Origin of the sequence: Nocardia sp. NPDC019395 (genome assembly GCF_040632335.1) — a bacterium.
In the GTDB taxonomy this organism is placed as follows: Bacteria; Actinomycetota; Actinomycetes; order Mycobacteriales; family Mycobacteriaceae; genus Nocardia.
In genome coordinates, this window is record NZ_JBEYBT010000001.1 from 1486698 (window position 1) to 1503320 (window position 16623).

Genomic DNA, 16623 nt, shown 5'->3' on the forward strand with positions numbered 1-16623 from the left:
GATGACCGTACCCACCAGCCGGTTCCACGCGCTCAGCCGCGAGGCCCTGGCGGCGCTGGTGCCCGAACTGCTGCTGTGCGGGCAGCTGATCGACCGATCCGGGATGGCGCACTGTATCTCCGCCTTCGGCCGCGAGGGGATGGCCGAAGTCGCGATCGAGGAATGGCAGCTCTCCAGCCCGATCTACACCCGCCGGATGCAGCAGGCTCTCGGTTACACCGGCGACGATATCGTCACCATCTTCAAGGGCCTGCAACTCGATATCGGGGCGCCGCCGCAGTTCATGGATTTCCGGTTCCGGGTCGACGACCCGCAGCACGGTGAATTCTGGCTCGATCACTGCGGCGCGCTGGCCGATGTGGAACCCATGGGCGTCGACTACGTGAAATCGATGTGCCACGACATCGAGGACCCCACCTTCGACGCCACCGCACTGGCCACCAACAAATACGCCCAGGTGCGCCCGATCCACCGGCCGCCGCGTACACCGGCCGACCGGCATCCGGTATGCGCGTGGACGGTGATCATCGACGAATCGCATATCCCGCCGCAGGTTCCGCGTAACGCGCCGCTGGTCGCGGAGACGGTGGCGGCCCGCCTTCCGCTGGCCGATATCGATCCCGGCGACGAGGGTCGCGGTGATTACAGCGGACCGCTGCTCAGCGATCTGCGGTTCCCCGATTTCTCGCATTCCGCGCTCGTGCGGATCGCCGAAGAAGTATGCCTGCAGCAACATCTGCTGGTCCTGGGTTTCATGGTCGCGGTCCACGAACGCACCGACGTCGACGCGGCGCTGGAGATCGGCCGCAAGCAGTTCACCGGTATCGCCGGGGTCGCGTCCGAACGCATCCGCGCCTGCCTGGGGCTCGGTGACGATATCGAGGCCCTCGCCCAGGTGCTGAGTGCGCATCCGGCGCTCAATCCGCTGCATTACACCGCTGTCGAAGTCGAGTCCGACGGCGGTGTAATGCGGATACGGTTCCCCGCCACCAGCGGCGCGCTCACCGACCGCGGCTGGCTGTCGATGATCGACCCCGACCATCTCGGCCCGCTGGATTCGCTGGTACGGGGCGTGAACTCGCGCTTCCGGAGCCGGGTCACCGAGAGCGGCCCCGACGGATGGACAGCCGAGATCACGGCGGCCGGCGAACCGTTCGACGAGGCCCCGGAGGTCGCGATCACCCGGTTCAGCACCGGCGTCGATTTCCGGTTCACCGATCGCGGTATCCCGCTGCCCCTCACCGTTCTCTGAGTCCTCCCGGCACGGGAGGATCCGGCACTACCGCAGGATAGATATGGCCAATAATTTCGCCGACCTGTTCGAACACTCCGTCGACGCAATGCCCGACCGGATCGCGCTGATCGAACAGGGCCGGCGCATCACCTACCGGGAATTGGACGAGCGCGCCAACCGGCTCGCCAACCATCTCACGTCGGTGGGCGTCCACCGCGGAACCCATGTGGGGTTCCAGATGCACAACAGCATCGATACGATGCAGATGCTGATCGCCTGCTTCAAACTGTCCGCCGTACCGATCAATATCAACTTCCGGTACGGGCCGGAGGAACTCGCCTACCTCTACGACAACGCCGATCTCGAACATCTCGTCTACCACGCCTGTTACGGGGACGCGGTCCGCGCCGCGGTCGAGCGGTCGCCACGGGTGAAATATCTGCTGTGCGCGGCGGACGACCGGACGCCCGCGGATCCGGGCGTGGATTGCCTGGCCGAGGTCACCGCCGCCGCCTCCGCGACCCGCCCCGATACCGCCCGGACCGCCGACGACCTGTTCGTCATGTACACCGGCGGCACCACCGGTATGCCCAAGGGCGTGCTGTGGCGCCAGGAGGATATGTGGCGGGTCCTCGGCGGTGGTATCGATTTCTACAACAACGAACCCGTCACCGACGAATACCAGCAATCGCGCACCGGCGCGGCCGGTGAACCCTCCACCTGGATGATCCTGCCGCCGCTCATGCACCTGGCGGCGATGATGCCCACATTCATCGCCCTGTGGTCGGGCAACTGTGTGATCTTCGAGCCCCGCTTCGACGCGGCCACCGTCTGGAAGACAGTCGCCGCCGAACATCCGGGAGTCATGGTGATCACCGGTGACGCCATGGCCCGCCCGCTGATCGACTCCTATCGCGCCGACCCGGTGGACGCGACCGGCCTGTTCATGATCGCGTCGGGCGCGGCGCTGCTCACCCAGCCGACCAAGAACGCACTGCTGGACCTGCTACCGAACCTGTTCGTCTCCGATTCCATCGGTTCCTCCGAAACCGGTTTCGGAGGGATCGGGTTCGCGCAGCGGGACGACGACCCGTCCCGTAAGCCCCGGGTATCGATCGGTCGTGGCGCGGTCGTGGTGGACGACGACGGGCGGCCGGTGCAGCCCGGATCCGAGGGCTGGCTGGCGAAAACGGGGTCGGTACCGCTCGGCTACTACAAGGACGAGGCCAAAACCGCGAAACTGTTCAAACTGGTGGACGGGCAGCGGATCGTGGTCACCGACGACCGGGCCAGACTGGAGGACGACGGCACCATCAGTCTCATCGGCCGCGGCAATATGGTCATCAATACCGGTGGTGAGAAGGTGTTCGCCGAGGAGGTGGAAGGTGTGGTGAAATCCCACCCCGCCATCTACGACGCCACCGTGATCGCGGTCGACCATCCGCGCTGGGGTCAGCAGGTCGCCGCGGTGGTGAGCCTGTCCACCGACGCGGGCGGGGAGTTGGACCTGCCCGATCTGCAGGCCCATGTGCGCCGCCATCTCGCGGGATACAAAGTGCCGCGCGCGATCTGGGTCGCGGAGACGATAACGCGCTCCCCCAGCGGTAAACCCGATTACACCTGGGCCGGGAAGTACGCCGGCGCCCGGGAGCCGGATCACCGCGCCGACTGACCGGGTCCGGCCTCCACCCGGGAGCGCGGATCGCCGGAGATTCGTCGGCACCCTCGACCTCGCGTAGCCGGCCATCAGGCCGGGTGCGCGCCCGGTGGGCTGGAACCGGGGTTCCGGCTCGCGGTGTCCGGAACAGTGGTGCCGGCCGTCAGCAGGCGCTGCGCCAGTACACGACAGCGCGTCGCCAGCTCCGGAGGGTCGAGTACCTCGAAGGAGTGCCCGAGCAGGAGTACGTGCATGAGCACGAAATCGAGGTTGTCGGCGCCGCTGAGCACCTCACAGTGCCCGCTGTCGTGCGGTCGGACGAGGGCCGCCGCGGCCGGGACCTGCGCGCGGACGGTTTCGGCTGTCGCGTGCACGAGGAAGCGCGCCCGATACGGGTAGGCGCGGCTCGCCACACCCTCCTGCACGTACGGCACCGCGTCGGGCGCGGGGCGTGGACGGAAGCGCCAGGTCCGGGTCGCCACATCGGTCATCCGGTCGACCCGGAAGGTCCGCCAGTCGTCCCGATCGAGGTCGTAGGCGAGGAGATACCAGCGCCGGTCCGAGGCGACCAGGCGATACGGCTCGACCCGCCGCTCGTGTGGCCCGCTCGCGGATGGGTAGCCGAAGCGGGCCTCGACCTCGTCGCGGCAGGCCCGGGCAAGTGTCATGAGCGCCTCCGGGTCGACCGGCGCGCGGCCGGTGCCGAAAGACTCCACCGCGCCGGCCAGTGCGCGCACCTCGTGCCGCAGGCGGGCCGGTAGCACCCGGTCGAGTTTCGTCAGTGCTCGCAGCGCGGCATCGCCGGTACCCGAGGCGGTGCGATCCGCGCCCACGAGCAGCGATACCGCGGTGGCGATCGCTTCCTCGTCGTCGAACAGCAGTGGCGGCAGTTCCTGTCCCGCGCCGAGGCGGTAGCCGCCGCCGGCGCCGTGTTCGGCGTGCACCGGATAACCGAGCGTGCGCAACCGCTCGACGTCACGCCGCACCGTGCGCGGCGTGACCCGGAGCCGGTCCGCCAGTTCGGGGCCGGTCCACACCCGGCGCTGCTGCAGCAACCCGAGCAGAGTTAGTACCCGCTCGGTCGTACCCCGCTCGTCATTCTCTGCCGCGACCACGCCGACCAGCCTGCCAGAAATAGCGGACCGATCCTGTCCTCTCCAGGTGCCAAGGTGGTTTTCATGAATACCGACGAACTCGACTGGAACCGGGCATTGCGTGAGCAGTTCGAGGCCCATTGGGACCACCATGTGCGAGCCCGGCTCCAAGGCCTCACCGATGACGAATACTTCTGGTCCCCGGTGCCGCACTCCTGGAACGTGCGACCGCGCGGCAGCTCGACCGCGCCTGTCCAGGCCGGCGCCGGGGAGTTCACGATCGACTTCGCCTTCCCGGAGCCGGATCCCCCGCCGTTCACCACGATCGCCTGGCGGCTCGGCCATGTGATCGTCGGCGTGCTCGCCACCCGCAATGCGGCGCATTTCGGCGCGCCGGCCGCGTCGTACGAAACCTGGGAATACGCGGGGAATGCGGCCACCGCGCTCGACCAGCTCGAAACCCACCTCGGCAGCTGGCTGGCCGGGGTGCGTGATCTCGGCGATACCGGGCTCCGGCGCCCGGCGGGCCCGCTGGAGCCCTACCCTGAGGCGTCCATGGCCGATCTGGTGCTACATATCCACCGGGAACTGATCCACCATCTGTCCGAGGTCTGTCTGCTGCGCGATCTGTATCTCCACACGCACCCCACCACGAACGGAGCCACCCGATGAGCCGTCATATCCAGATCACGTTCGACGCCCACGACCCGAGGGCATTGTCGACCTTCTGGCGCGACGCGCTGGGTTACGTCCATCCCGGCCCGCCCGGAGCCGACCTGCCCACGGACGCCGACCCGCTGGCCGCATGGGACCAGTTCCTCGCCGGCATCGGGGTCCCGCCCGAACAGCGCAATACGAAATCGGCCATCGAGGACCCGGACGGTCACGGCCCACGACTGTTCTTTCAGCAGGTACCCGAAGACAAGGTTGCCAAGAACCGCGTCCACCTCGACATCCGGGCGGCTCCGGGACTACAGGGGGAGGAACGGATGGCCGCGCTGGAGGATGCGTGTACCCGGCTGGTCTCGCTGGGGGCGACCCGGGTGCGCCGCTTCGAGCCCGCCCCTCCCCTGGAGGCCGGGTTCATCGTCATGACCGATCCCGAGGGCAACGAGTTCTGCCTGGACTGACCTGGATCGGTTACGGGTTCCGCCGTCCCGGTCGCGAATACGTCAGCGGTCGGGAGACTCCGCGATACGTTCGAGAATGCGCAGTGAGCTGGTGACCGAGACCTCCCGGAACTCGCCGCTGTCCAGCGCGCGGCGGTAGATGCCGTAAGGCGCCTGGCCGCCGTCGGCGGGGTCGGGGAAAACATCATGGATCGCGAGGCCGCCACCGGGGACGACCCATTTGACCCAGCCGCGATAGTCGCGGTCGGCGGCTTCCTCGGTATGGCCGCCGTCGATGAACAGGAAGTCGATCGGGGTGCGCCAAGTGGCCGCGACCCGCGCCGACGCGCCGACGACGGCGATCACGGTATCGCCGAGTCCCGCGGTGTCGATGGTGTGGCGGAAGCGCGGCAGCGTATCGAAGCGGCCGGTGACCGGGTCGACCAGGGAGGTGTCGTGGTACTCCCAGCCGGGCTGGTGTTCCTCGGAGCCGTGGTGGTGATCGATGGTGAACACGACCCCGTCCGTCGCGCGGGCCGCGGCGCCGAGCAGGACGGCGGATTTACCGCAGTAGGTGCCGATCTCGGTGATCACCCCGCCGCGGCAGTACTTCACGGCGGCGGCGTGCAGGGCGCGGCCTTCCTCCTCCGGCATGAATCCGGTGGCGCGGCGGGCATGGTCGAACAGCTGCTCGTCGGTCAGCGGTGCGGTGGGGGCTGGCGAGGTCATGGGGGTTGCGTCTCTCTTCCGGAAATCACGGTCGGCAGGGGGCCGACCGACAGTACTCGACGGGCCGTGGACCGGGAGTCGGTTGATCCGGCACGCCACCGACACTACTATCTAGACACATGTCCGAAGGCGATTCCAGAATTCTCGAGGCCACCCGGCGCCGACTGAGCGGAAAGCAGGCGGACACCGTCGACAAGCTCACCAAGGCCGCCATGGAAGTTCTGTCGCGGGAGGGATTCGCCGGACTCACCATCCGGATGGTCGCCGGTGCCGCCGGCGTGGGAACCGCCACGGCGTACACCTACTTCTCCTCGAAGGAACATCTGGTCGCGGAGATCTTCTGGCGCCGCATCCGGTCCTCGGAAACACCGGTCAGCGAGGACGCCGACCCCACCGTGCGTGTCCTCGCCGAACTGCGCGGTATCGCGCTGCTGGTGGCCGACGAACAGGAATTGTCGGGAGCGGTGACCAGCGCCCTGCTGGGACGCGACCCCGATGTCCAGCATCTGCGCACCCGTATCGGCGTGGAGATCCGCCACCGGCTCACCCGGGCACTGGAACCGGAAGCCGACCCGGAAACCGTGGAATCGCTGGAACTGTTGTACGCGGGAGCCCTGGTCCGCGCCGGCATGGGCTACGAGTCCTACGCCGATATCGCCGACCGGCTCGAGCGCGCCGCGCTACTCGTCCTGAAATAGTCCCGGGCGTGACCGGCGCCCTCAGTCGTTCGCGCCAGACCGCCGCATATGGGAGTAGACGAGTCGGGCGTATTCCCCGAGCAGATCCTCCAGGGACACCTGTTGTCCGGACGCCACCATCTGCTGGTACCCGATCAGCATCGCCATCCCCAATTCGGTATCGACCGCGGCGATCTCCTCGTCGCCGACAACTCCCGAAATCGTGGCGCGCACGGTGCGGCGCCGGGATTCGTCGACCCGTTTGAGAGCCACCGCCACCGATTCGTCGTTCGCCGCCCAGGCCCGGATCGCCGCCTCGGCCCGATGGTGCAGGCCGAGCGTCAGATCCGACAGCGCACGGATCGCCTGATCGGGAGTCGACGGATCGAACCGCAGTGAACGCAGGATCCGCACCTGCCGGTTCTCCCAATGTTCCAGCAGCGCATCGACATACGACTGCCAGCTACCGAAATGGTGATAGAACGAGCCGCTGGTCACCCCTTGGCGACGGCACAGCACGCCGATATTCAGATGCCGGAAACCGAGGTCGGACAGCACCTCCAGCCCGGTGTCGAAGTAGTTGTCCTTACTCACGATACGAGACATACGGCGCCGATCTGGTCGATGAACGGGTAGGGATCTCGAGCATCGAACAGTACCCCATCGGCGAATTCGGCCGACGAACCGTTGTGCGGGTTCACAGCCGGGGCGAACAGTGAAAGGTCCTGCGCCCGAACCGGGCAGACCGGTCAGCGCAGGCGCACACCGAGCAGCGCGTCGACCGCGGTGGCGATCTCCGCGCCCGCGCCGGAGTCGTTACCGCCGTATTCGAGGGCGTCGTGTACCCACGCGTCGACCGCGGCCAGCGCGCGCGGCGTATCGAGATCGTCGGCCAGATGAGTGCGCAGGCGCGCGACGGTATCGCCCGCCGCCGGCGCGGCCGGTACCGCGACCGCGCGCCGCCAGCGGTCCAGCCGGGCCTGGGCATCGGCGAGCGCACTATCGGTCCACATCCGGTCGGCACGGTAATGGCCGGCGAACAGACCCAACCGGATCGCGGCCGGATCCACCCCCGCGGCCCTCAGCTTCGACACCAGCACCAGGTTGCCCTTGGACTTCGACATCTTCTCCCCGTCCAGGCCGATCATCCCGGTGTGCACATAGTGGCGGGCGAACCGGCGACCCGCCACCAGCGCCTCACCGTGCGCGGCCGAGTACTCGTGATGGGGATAGATCAGATCGCTGCCACCGCCCTGGATATCGAACTCGGTACCCAGCCGGTTCACCGCGATCGCGGCGCATTCGATATGCCATCCGGGACGACCCGCACCGAACGGGGACGGCCACGACGGTTCACCCGCGCGCTCGGCCCGCCACAGCAGCGCGTCCAGCGGATCACGTTTCCCGGGCCGGTCCGGATCACCGCCGCGTTCGGCGAACAGTCGCGCCATGGTCTCGCGGTCGTAGCCCGACTCGTACCCGAACTGTTCGGTGGCGTCGGTCCGGAAGTAGATATCCGGGAACTCCGGGTCGTCGACGGTGTACGCGGCGCCGGAGGCCTGCAGTTTGCGCACCAGTTCGACGACCTCGTCCACCGATTCGATCGCGCCCACATAGTCCCGCGGCGGCAGCACCCGTAGCGCGGCCATATCGGCCCGGAACAGTTCGATCTCGCCGGTCCCCAGATCCCGCCAGTCCACGCCGTCGCGGGCCGCGCGCTCGAACAGGGGATCGTCGACATCGGTGACGTTCTGGACGTAGTGCACCTCGTGCCCGGCGTCGCGTAGCAGCCGGTTCACCAGATCGAAGGTCAGATAGGTGGCGGCGTGACCGAGATGGGTGGCGTCGTAGGGAGTGATACCGCACACATACATGGTCGCCGTCGCACCGGGAGTGACCGGCCGAATACACGAATCGGCGGTGTCGTGCAAACGTAACGGTGGCCCTGCTCCGGGGACCGCGGGAATCGGGGTGTCGGACCAGGACTGCATACCTTCGAGAGTAGAGGTCGGCACAGGCAGGCCCCCGCCCGGCCCGGCCCGGCGGCCGGTAGCGCGTCGACCTCCGGGCCCCGGACCTGCACGGATCCGCCGGTCCGGGGAAGGCAACCGTTGCCGTCAGACCGAGTGAATCATCGGATGAACCGTCGTGGCCGGGTTCAGAACGCCGGCCACGGGATGGGTCGCGCCGTCTCGGGCAGCGGCATCACCGGGGCGTCGAGCAACCGTTTGGCACGCCGCAGCAGCGCGTCGATCTCGGTATCGGTCAGATGGTGCGACAGCCGGTCGGCGAGTTCACCGGGCAGCGAATCGGCGAAGGCACCGATATCGGCACGCAGATCCGCCGGAATCGGCTCACCGGCCCACCCCCACAGGACGGTGCGCAGCTTGTTGTCCTGATGCAGGCAGATCCCGTGGTCGACCCCGTACACACCGCCGTCGACCCCCTCCAGCGCATGACCGCCCTTACGGTCGGCATTGTTCAGCAGAACATCCAGCACCGCCATCCGCAGCAGCCGCGGATCGTCGGCGTGCACCAGCGACACCTCGTCCCCGGCGCCGTCGTAAGCCCGCAGGATCTCCCGGTAACCGTCCGGCACCAGCCCCGGCGGGCACAGATCCACCAGGTCGAGCCGGGTACTCCCGGGTTCGGCGGGCTCGCGGGTCGTGATCCAGCGCTGCACCATCCCGGGGCCGTACGGACCGTCCCGTAACACCGTCTCCGGGATCACCGGCCAGCCCAGCGCTGTCGCGATCAGATATGACGCCACCTCCCGGCCCGCCAGCGTGCCGTCGGGAAAATCCCACAGCGGCTGCTCCCCGCGCACCGGTTTGTACACCACCCGTACGGCGCCGTCACCGGTGCCGAGATCGCACACCAGGGTCACGTTGCTGGCGACACTCACCCGGCCCAGCACCGTCAGTTCACCGGAGGACAGTAGGTCCCCGGCATCGGGCACGCTCATTCCTCCAGATCACTCGCGCCGAACAGTTCACCGCGCTTGTATCCGTTGGTGCGGACACACATATGCCCGCGCGCGGACAGCGGCTCCCCGCAGAGCGGGCACGGCGGCCGGCCGGCCGCGATGACCCGGGTGGAACGCAGCGCGAACTCCCGTGCCTGATCCGGGGTGAGGAACACCCGCACCGCGTCGGGGCCCTCTTCGGTGTCGTCCAGGACCACCGATTCGTCCACCTCGGTCTCGGTGATCGCCAGCAACTCCACCACCACGGCGTTCGCGTCGGCATCCCAGCCCAGGCCCATTGTGCCGACCCGGAATTCGGCGTCTATCGGAGTCACCAGCGGATCGTTGTCGCCGACCTGTTCGGCCTGCGGCGGCACCTCGGCCCCGAACCGGCGCGCCACCTCGTCCAGCAGCAGACCCATCCGATCGGCGAGCACCTTGACCTGCTGCTTCTCCAACAGGACGCTCACCACCCGGGGTTCCTCCACTGCCTGCAGATAGAACGCGCGATCGCCCGGCTCACCGACGGTTCCGGCGACGAAACGTTCGGGGGTGCGGAATACATGGATGGCTCGTGACACATGCACCTCCTGATACGTGACCCTGTTCGGCTGCGGTGCTCCGCTGCGCCGTTTCCCGGCGCAAACGCCGATTCACCCGACGCCGCCGAGCGGTGGCACATCCGCCGGTATCGGGCATACCCATTATCCGTCTTTCCTTCCCGCCCCGATCTCCCCGCCGGGTACCGGGCCGGAAGTCCCGGATTCGGCCGCCGGCGCGGGCGCCAGACCGGAAAGGTCCGAACCGGTGTCGTTCATCCGTGCGACGAACGGCGCGGTCCGGGTATAGCGGACAACACTGAGCGAGGCGGGTTCGACCATGATCCGCTGGAACCCGTCGAGATGGATGCCGAGCGCGTCGGCGAGCACCGACTTGATCACATCGCCGTGGGTGCACACCACCCACAGCCGATCCCCGTCGTGCAACTCCGCCAGCGCACGATCGTGTTCCCGGATCGCCGAAACGGCCCGCGCCTGCACCTGCGCCAGCCCCTCACCGCCGGGGAACACCGCGGCCGACGCGTGCCGCTGCACCACCTGCCACAGCGGTTCCTGCAGCAGATCCTTGATCTTGCGCCCGGTCCACTCGCCGTAGTCGACCTCCGCGAGCCGCTCGTCGACCACCGGCTCCAGTTCCAGATCGGCCGCCAGCGGAGATACCGTGCGCTGGCATCGCAGCATCGGCGAGGTGACGATCCGCGCGATGGGCAGACCGGCGAGCCGCGTGGCGACCGCGCGCGCCTGTTCGCTGCCCCGGTCGGTGAGTTCGACACCCGGACTGCGTCCCGCGAGAGTGCCACCGTTGTTGGACGTCGACACGCCGTGTCGCAGCAGGATCACTGTCATGCTGCCAGCCTAATGGCCGCCGCCGCGCACCGAGGCCGGGAGAACCCGTGCGGGGCCGGGGCAACGGCCCCGCGATCCGCGCCCGTCATGTCGCCGACACGACCCCACCCGCGAGCAAACCGATGATCACGAACCCCAGCACGATCCGGTACCCGACGAACCAGTAGAACGAATGCTTCTCCACGAACCGCAGCAACCACGCCACCGACGCATACCCGACCACGAACGAGATCAGGGTCGCCACCAGCAGTTGCGGGCCCGACGCGTTCAATCCTTCACCGGCCGGTTCGAACGCGTCCGGCAGACTGAACAAACCCGACGCGGTCACCGCGGGGATCGCCAGCAGGAACGAGAACCGCACCGCCGCCTCCCGTTTCAACCCGAGGAACAGGCCGGCGCTGGAGGTGGCGCCGGACCGCGAAACTCCCGGAACCAGGGCCAGGCACTGCGCGAAACCCATCACCAAACCGTCGCGGGTGGTGAGCTGTTCCAGCGGGCGCTCCTTCGGGCCGTAGTGCTCGGCCGCAGCGATCACCAGCGCGAAAACGATCAACATGATCGCGACCAGCCACAAATTACGTGCGCCGGTACGGATCTCGTCCTTGAAGACGACCCCGAGCACCCCGATCGGAATAGTGGCGATGATCACATACCAGCCCATCCGGTAGTCGAGTTCGCGCTGCGCCTCGGCATCCGGGTCGTATCCGGCGGGCCCGGAGCCGGTGACGACCGGAAGTTTCGTGGTCACCTGCTCGCTCAGCGGGACCGTCTCCCGGGAACGCCGGGTCAGCTTCTCGAACACAGTCGCGAACCACACGCGCACGATGCGCCAGATGTCCTTGGCGAAGAACAACAGCACAGCCGCTTCGGTACCGAGCTGGGTGACCGCGGTGAACGACGCACCCGCGTCGTCGCCGAAGAACACCGACGACACGATCCGCAGATGCCCCGACGACGAAACCGGCAGGAATTCCGTCAAACCCTGCACCAAACCGAGCACCAATGCCTGCACCCAGGTCATCGCCTCGCCAACCACACATCCTCCTGAACCACGCCGAAAACCCGCTCCGCCTTCGCGCTTACGCCACACCCAGCCGTATTCACGGTGCCCGGCGATCGACCGCAGCGACCCTACATCGCCGTCCCGGAAGCGCGCGCGGCGGCCGGGCCCACCCAGGACACGCCGCGCCCGGGAGATTCGCCGCGAACGGTCACCGAGCGGTCACGCTCTAGGCTGGTCGCCGTGAGGAAACGTCGAACTGTGCTGTGTCTTCCGCGCAGCAGTGAGGGCCCTGCGTGGTTACGCTCCGCTGCCGCCTCCGGGCCCGACTCGCTCATGCTGTGTCGATCGGGCATGGACGAGGGCCCTGCATGGTTACGCTCCGCTGCCGCCTCCGGGCCCGACTCGCTCATGCTGTGTCGATCGGGCATGGAGACTCGGTGATGGAACAGCGCACCGTCGGACGCAGCGGGCTGCGGGTCTCACGGATCGGGCTGGCCACCCACACCTGGGGCAGCCATACCGACGCCGATACCGCCGCCGCACAACTGATCGCGTTCACCGAAGCGGGCGGGACCCTCGTCGACACCTCTCCCGCCTACGGCGGCGGAGCGGCCCAGCGGATACTGGCCGAACTCCTCGGCGATCTGGTGTCCCGCGATGAACTCGTCCTGTGCGCCGGCGCCGGCCAGGTCCCGCACCTGCCGAGCGTGCCGGCCGGCAGCGACCCACCGGCACCGGAACAGGCGCGCATCACCGTCGACTGCTCGCGCCGCACCCTGCTGCGCCAACTCGACCGCACCCTGCTGGAACTGGGCACCGACCACCTCGACCTGTGGCAGGTCAACGCCTGGGATCCGCGCACACCCCTCGATGAGATCGCCGGCACCCTCCAGTACGCGATACGGTCCGGCCGCGTCCGCTACGCCGGGGTCCGCGGCTTCACCGCATGGCAGCTGGCGAGTCTGGCCGCGGTCACCCCCATCACCTCCGTGCAAACACCGTATTCGCTGCTCACCCGCGGTGCCGAAGACGATACGGTGCCGGCCGCCACCCACCACGGCGCCGGTATCGTCGCCACCGCACCGCTGGCCGCGGGGATCCTCACCGGTAAATATCGCGACGGTGTCCCGGCCGATTCCCGCGCCGCCGACGAATCCACCGCCGCCGAGATCCGCGGCCGACTCGACGACGAACGCGCCACCGCCGTGGTCGACGCGCTCGTCACCGCCGCGGACGGACTGGCCACCTCACCGCTGGCGGTCGCGCTGGCCTGGGTGCGGGACCGGCCCGGAGTTGCCAGCATGTTCGTCGGAGCCCGTGATATGGGCCAGCTGACCGGCGTACTGTCCGCCGAGACCCTCGAACTTCCGCGCGCGATCGCCGCCGCTCTCGACGATGTGAGCTCCACCCCGTAGCCGGGGACGCGCGCGATACCCGCACACCGCTACGGATTAGCCTTGCCTTCATGAGCTATCCCCGGGCCCGAACCGGACGGGCGCGTGCACTGCTGGCCGGCCTCGCGGCCGGTCTGCTCGTCCTCACCGCCGCCTGCGGCAGTACCGAACCCGCGGGCGCCGCCGGTCAGCAGGGCCCGTCGACCGCGGTCCTTGAGGATGTGGCGCCGGTCCCGCTCACACCACCCCCGGTACCGGCGCTCCCGGCGACCGTCCGTTCCTTCGACGGCACGGACGTCACCGTCACCGACGCAAGCCGGATCGTCGCCGCCGACCGCTACGGCACTCTGGTCCAGACCGTATGGGCCCTCGGTCTCGGCGACAACCTCGTCGGCCGTAGCACCGGCGGTAACTTTCCCGGGATCGCCGACCTGCCGAACGTCACCGGCGGCAACGGCGCGCTCAACGTCGAATCGATCCTGGCGTTGCGGCCCAGCGTGTTCTTCACCGATACGACCAGCGCCTCACCGGCCGTGCGGGAACAGCTGCGGGCCACCGGGATCAAAGTCGTCTACTTCGATCCGCAACGCTCCATGGACGGTGTCGTACCGATGATCGAGGCCGTCGCCGGCGCTCTCGGCGTACCGGAGCGCGGACAGCAACTGGCGCAGCGCACCCGGGACGAAATAGCCGCCGCCTCCGCCGCGGTCCCCGCCCAGGATCCGCCGCTGCGCATTGCCTTCCTGTACCTGCGATCCAGTGCCATCACCATGCTCGCCGGACCCGGTTCCGGCGCGGACGCGCTCATCGCCGCGCTCGGCGCCCGCGACGCCGGGCAGGAGGCGGGGGTCACCGAGCCGTTCACCGCCATCACCAGCGAAGCGATGATCGCCGCGGCCCCGGACGTCCTGCTCGTCATGACCGACGGTATGAAATCGGTCGGCGGGGTCGACGGCATCCTCCAGATCCCCGGTATCGCCCAGACCCCGGCCGGACGCAACAAACGGATCGTCGATATGTCCGATTCGGTGGTGTTGTCGTTCGGTCCCAACACCGGTCGCGTCATCACCGCCCTGTCCGACGCCATCTACGGGCAGACCACCGCATGAGCGAGTCAGGCCCGGAGGCGGCAGCGGAGCGTTACCACGAAGGGCCCTCGTCCATGCGCCATCGACACAGCATGAGCGAGTCAGGCCCGGAGGCGGCAGCGCAGCGTAACCACGAAGGGCCCTCGCTCCTGCCGATGGACACCGCATGACCGTTGACCTGGACGAGAACCCCACCACCGAGCACCTCGGCCACCGACGCCGTGCCGTGCTCGTGTTCATCGTCGCCGCACTGGCCCTGCTCGCGCTCGCGATCGCCTCTGCCGCCATCGGGCAGGTCCCCACCAGTCCCGGCGAGGTCGCCGGCAGTGTCGCCCACCGCATCGGCCTGGACTGGGGGCCGCTGCCCGCGCACCCGGCCGGCGAGGTCACCCTGTGGGAAGTCCGGTTCCCGCGGGTCCTGCTCGCGATCCTGGTCGGCGCGGCTCTCGCCACAGCCGGGGCACTGCTGCAGGGTGTTTTCGCCAACCCACTCGCCGAACCAGGCGTGATCGGAGTGTCCTCCGGTGCCGCGGTCGGCGCGGGAACGGTCATCGTGTTCGGGGGCGCGTTCGTTGCCGCCTGGTCGGTGGCCGCCGCCGCCTTCGCGGCGGGTCTGGTCACCACCGCTCTGGTGTATCTACTGTCCCGGGCGAACGGCCGCACCGAAGTCGTGACGCTGGTCCTCACCGGTGTCGCGATCAACGCGTTCGCCGGCGGACTCATCGCCTTCCTGCTGTTCGTCGCCTCCCCCGCCGCCCGCGACCAGATCGTTTTCTGGCAGCTCGGCAGTCTCAACGGCGCCACCTGGGACGCTGTCGCCGTGGTCGCGCCGCTCGCGGCCGCCGGGATCGCTGCCGCGGTCTTCGTCGCGCCCCGGCTGGATCTGCTGGCACTGGGCGAATCCGCCGCCCGTCACCTCGGGGTGGACGTGGAGCGGCTCCGGCGCTTCGTGATCGTGATAGTCGCCGTTCTCACCACCGCCGGTGTCGCGTTCTCCGGGATCATCCTGTTCGTCGGTCTCATCGTCCCGCATGTGGTCCGCATGGTGGTGGGCCCCGGGCATCGTGCGCTGATCCCGATCAGCGCCGTCACCGGCGCCGTCGTCCTGCTCGCCGCCGATGTCGCCGCCCGTTCCCTCGTCGACAACGCCGACCTGCCGCTGGGCATGCTCACCTCACTCATCGGCGGGCCGTTCTTCTTCTGGCTGCTGCGCCGCACCCGCGCCCGAGCGGGAGGCTGGGCATGAGCGAGTCGGGTCCGGAGGCGGCAGCGCAGCGTAACCACGAAGGGCCCTCGTCCGTGCCCCATCGACACAGCATGACCGAGGCGGCGAGGGAGCGTAACCACGGAGGAGCCGGGTCCATGCCCGATCGGCACAGCATCTCCGGCCCCGCATACGGCCCGCTGCGTAGTCTCGCCGGACTACTGCAACGCACCCACGACCTGCCCGCACCTGTCGAACCGGGCGCCGTCACACTCCGGGCACGCGGGGTGAGTCTGGACCGCCACGGCGGTGGTGGCGGCACCCGCCGCGTCCTCGACAATGTCGATTTCGAGGTCGCCGCCGGCGAAGTGGTGGCCCTCGTCGGACCCAACGGCGCCGGAAAGTCGACCCTGCTCGCCGTGCTGGCCGGCGAACTCGAACCCGGGCACGGCAGCGTCGAACTCGACGGCCGGTCGCTCACGCACTGGACACCGATCGATATGGCGCGCCGCCGCGCCGTGCTCCCGCAATCCCATACCGTGGGCTTCCCGTTCACCGCGGCCGAAGTGATCGCGATGGGCCGCGCCCCCTGGCAGCGCACCCCACGCGCCGACCGCGACCGCGAGATCATCGCGGCAGCGATGGCCGCGACCGACTGCACCCATCTGGCCGGGCGGGCGTTCCCCAGCCTGTCCGGCGGCGAACGGGCCCGGGTCGCCCTGGCCCGGGTACTCGCCCAGGACACCGCGACCCTCCTCCTGGACGAACCGACCGCCGCACTCGATCTCGGACACCAGGAAGCGGTTCTGACCCTCGCCGCCGACCGGGCCGCCGCCGGAGCCGCTGTGGTGGTGGTGCTGCACGACCTCGCGTCTGCCGCCGCCTACGCCGATCGCGTCGCCGTTATCGACGGCGGACGTCTCGCCGCGGCCGGCGCACCCCGCGAAGTCCTCACCGATGAACTACTCAGCCGCGTCTACCGCTACCCGGTCGAGGTCCTCGACCATCCGGGCACCGGCGCGCAGCTGGTACTACCCGCCCGCCCGGCACGGGCGTAACGGCC

Annotated in this window: 17 protein-coding genes; 9 read left to right on the plus strand and 8 right to left on the minus strand. The window is 68.8% G+C overall.

Annotation, left to right across the window (positions count from 1 at the left end; all coding sequences use genetic code 11):
* The first annotated feature begins 1 nt into the window (after position 1).
* Positions 2–1252 (plus strand): hypothetical protein, encoded by a 1251-nt coding sequence (locus ABZ827_RS06140; protein ID WP_357233313.1) that lies wholly within the window; start codon positions 2–4, stop codon positions 1250–1252.
* 43 nt (positions 1253–1295) lie between these two features.
* Entirely contained in the window at positions 1296–2906 is a 1611-nt protein-coding gene (locus ABZ827_RS06145) for an acyl-CoA synthetase (RefSeq protein WP_357233315.1), read from the plus strand.
* A 74-nt stretch (positions 2907–2980) separates the two neighbouring features.
* On the opposite strand, the gene ABZ827_RS06150 is transcribed toward ABZ827_RS06145, so the two are convergent.
* On the minus strand, positions 2981–4006 hold the full coding sequence (locus ABZ827_RS06150) for a YafY family protein (protein ID WP_357233316.1): 1026 nt from the start codon (positions 4004–4006) through the stop codon (positions 2981–2983).
* 63 nt (positions 4007–4069) lie between these two features.
* Between ABZ827_RS06150 and ABZ827_RS06155 the strand changes: the two genes are divergently transcribed.
* Positions 4070–4657: a DinB family protein gene (locus ABZ827_RS06155; RefSeq protein WP_357233318.1), complete on the plus strand. Its 588-nt coding sequence runs from the start codon at positions 4070–4072 to the stop codon at positions 4655–4657.
* Positions 4654–5115, plus strand: coding sequence for a VOC family protein (locus tag ABZ827_RS06160; RefSeq protein WP_357233320.1), 462 nt, complete (start codon positions 4654–4656; stop codon positions 5113–5115). The genes ABZ827_RS06155 and ABZ827_RS06160 overlap by 4 nt, the downstream gene beginning before the upstream one ends.
* Positions 5116–5157: 42 nt before the next feature.
* Here ABZ827_RS06160 and ABZ827_RS06165 read toward each other — a convergent pair whose 3' ends face one another.
* Entirely contained in the window at positions 5158–5823 is a 666-nt protein-coding gene (locus tag ABZ827_RS06165; RefSeq protein WP_357233322.1) for a class I SAM-dependent methyltransferase, read from the minus strand.
* Positions 5824–5942: 119 nt separating this feature from the next.
* On the opposite strand from ABZ827_RS06165, the gene ABZ827_RS06170 reads away from it, so the two are divergent.
* Entirely contained in the window at positions 5943–6521 is a 579-nt protein-coding gene (locus ABZ827_RS06170; protein ID WP_357233323.1) for a helix-turn-helix domain-containing protein, read from the plus strand.
* A 21-nt stretch (positions 6522–6542) separates the two neighbouring features.
* Here the strand turns inward: ABZ827_RS06170 and ABZ827_RS06175 are convergent, their stop codons facing one another.
* From ABZ827_RS06175 to ABZ827_RS06200, 6 genes are all read right to left on the minus strand, one after another.
* Positions 6543–7106, minus strand: coding sequence for a TetR/AcrR family transcriptional regulator (locus ABZ827_RS06175; protein ID WP_357233325.1), 564 nt, complete (start codon positions 7104–7106; stop codon positions 6543–6545).
* A 143-nt stretch (positions 7107–7249) separates the two neighbouring features.
* The gene (gene mshC, locus ABZ827_RS06180; protein ID WP_357233327.1) at positions 7250–8491 is read right to left on the minus strand and encodes a cysteine--1-D-myo-inosityl 2-amino-2-deoxy-alpha-D-glucopyranoside ligase; all 1242 of its coding nucleotides are present in this window, start codon (positions 8489–8491) and stop codon (positions 7250–7252) included.
* A gap of 167 nt (positions 8492–8658) precedes the next feature.
* Positions 8659–9465, minus strand: a complete 807-nt coding sequence (locus tag ABZ827_RS06185) for an SCO1664 family protein (protein ID WP_357233329.1) — start codon at positions 9463–9465, stop codon at positions 8659–8661.
* Complete coding sequence (locus ABZ827_RS06190) at positions 9462–10046, minus strand: DUF3090 domain-containing protein (RefSeq protein WP_357233331.1); 585 nt, start codon at positions 10044–10046, stop codon at positions 9462–9464. The genes ABZ827_RS06185 and ABZ827_RS06190 overlap by 4 nt, the downstream gene beginning before the upstream one ends.
* 123 nt (positions 10047–10169) lie before the next feature.
* Entirely contained in the window at positions 10170–10871 is a 702-nt protein-coding gene (locus ABZ827_RS06195) for a histidine phosphatase family protein (protein ID WP_357233333.1), read from the minus strand.
* Between the two features lie 85 nt (positions 10872–10956).
* Positions 10957–11892 (minus strand): undecaprenyl-diphosphate phosphatase, encoded by a 936-nt coding sequence (locus ABZ827_RS06200; RefSeq protein ID WP_357234545.1) that lies wholly within the window; start codon positions 11890–11892, stop codon positions 10957–10959.
* Positions 11893–12314: 422 nt separating this feature from the next.
* On the opposite strand from ABZ827_RS06200, the gene ABZ827_RS06205 reads away from it, so the two are divergent.
* The 4 genes from ABZ827_RS06205 (at position 12315) to ABZ827_RS06220 (ending at position 16618) form a co-directional block, all read left to right on the plus strand.
* Positions 12315–13289, plus strand: coding sequence for an aldo/keto reductase (locus ABZ827_RS06205; RefSeq protein ID WP_357233335.1), 975 nt, complete (start codon positions 12315–12317; stop codon positions 13287–13289).
* Positions 13290–13339: 50 nt separating this feature from the next.
* On the plus strand, positions 13340–14377 hold the full coding sequence (locus ABZ827_RS06210) for an ABC transporter substrate-binding protein (protein ID WP_357233337.1): 1038 nt from the start codon (positions 13340–13342) through the stop codon (positions 14375–14377).
* A gap of 145 nt (positions 14378–14522) precedes the next feature.
* On the plus strand, positions 14523–15602 hold the full coding sequence (locus ABZ827_RS06215) for an iron ABC transporter permease (protein ID WP_357233339.1): 1080 nt from the start codon (positions 14523–14525) through the stop codon (positions 15600–15602).
* A 116-nt stretch (positions 15603–15718) separates the two neighbouring features.
* Positions 15719–16618: a heme ABC transporter ATP-binding protein gene (locus tag ABZ827_RS06220; protein WP_357233341.1), complete on the plus strand. Its 900-nt coding sequence runs from the start codon at positions 15719–15721 to the stop codon at positions 16616–16618.
* Positions 16619–16623: the final 5 nt, after the last annotated feature.

Bases quoted from the DNA above. Each gene is read 5' to 3' on its own strand.
- ABZ827_RS06140 (WP_357233313.1), top strand. From the start codon at position 2: ATGACCGTACCCACCAGCCGGTTCCACGCGCTCAGCCGCGAGGCCCTG.
- ABZ827_RS06145 (WP_357233315.1), top strand. From the start codon at position 1,296: ATGGCCAATAATTTCGCCGACCTGTTCGAACACTCCGTCGACGCAATG.
- ABZ827_RS06155 (WP_357233318.1), top strand. From the start codon at position 4,070: ATGAATACCGACGAACTCGACTGGAACCGGGCATTGCGTGAGCAGTTC.
- ABZ827_RS06160 (WP_357233320.1), top strand. From the start codon at position 4,654: ATGAGCCGTCATATCCAGATCACGTTCGACGCCCACGACCCGAGGGCA.
- ABZ827_RS06165 (WP_357233322.1), bottom strand. From the start codon at position 5,823: ATGACCTCGCCAGCCCCCACCGCACCGCTGACCGACGAGCAGCTGTTC.
- ABZ827_RS06170 (WP_357233323.1), top strand. From the start codon at position 5,943: ATGTCCGAAGGCGATTCCAGAATTCTCGAGGCCACCCGGCGCCGACTG.
- ABZ827_RS06175 (WP_357233325.1), bottom strand. From the start codon at position 7,106: ATGTCTCGTATCGTGAGTAAGGACAACTACTTCGACACCGGGCTGGAG.
- mshC (WP_357233327.1), bottom strand. From the start codon at position 8,491: ATGCAGTCCTGGTCCGACACCCCGATTCCCGCGGTCCCCGGAGCAGGG.
- ABZ827_RS06185 (WP_357233329.1), bottom strand. From the start codon at position 9,465: ATGAGCGTGCCCGATGCCGGGGACCTACTGTCCTCCGGTGAACTGACG.
- ABZ827_RS06195 (WP_357233333.1), bottom strand. From the start codon at position 10,871: ATGACAGTGATCCTGCTGCGACACGGCGTGTCGACGTCCAACAACGGT.
- ABZ827_RS06200 (WP_357234545.1), bottom strand. From the start codon at position 11,892: ATGACCTGGGTGCAGGCATTGGTGCTCGGTTTGGTGCAGGGTTTGACG.
- ABZ827_RS06205 (WP_357233335.1), top strand. From the start codon at position 12,315: ATGGAACAGCGCACCGTCGGACGCAGCGGGCTGCGGGTCTCACGGATC.
- ABZ827_RS06210 (WP_357233337.1), top strand. From the start codon at position 13,340: ATGAGCTATCCCCGGGCCCGAACCGGACGGGCGCGTGCACTGCTGGCC.
- ABZ827_RS06215 (WP_357233339.1), top strand. From the start codon at position 14,523: ATGACCGTTGACCTGGACGAGAACCCCACCACCGAGCACCTCGGCCAC.
- ABZ827_RS06220 (WP_357233341.1), top strand. From the start codon at position 15,719: ATGCCCGATCGGCACAGCATCTCCGGCCCCGCATACGGCCCGCTGCGT.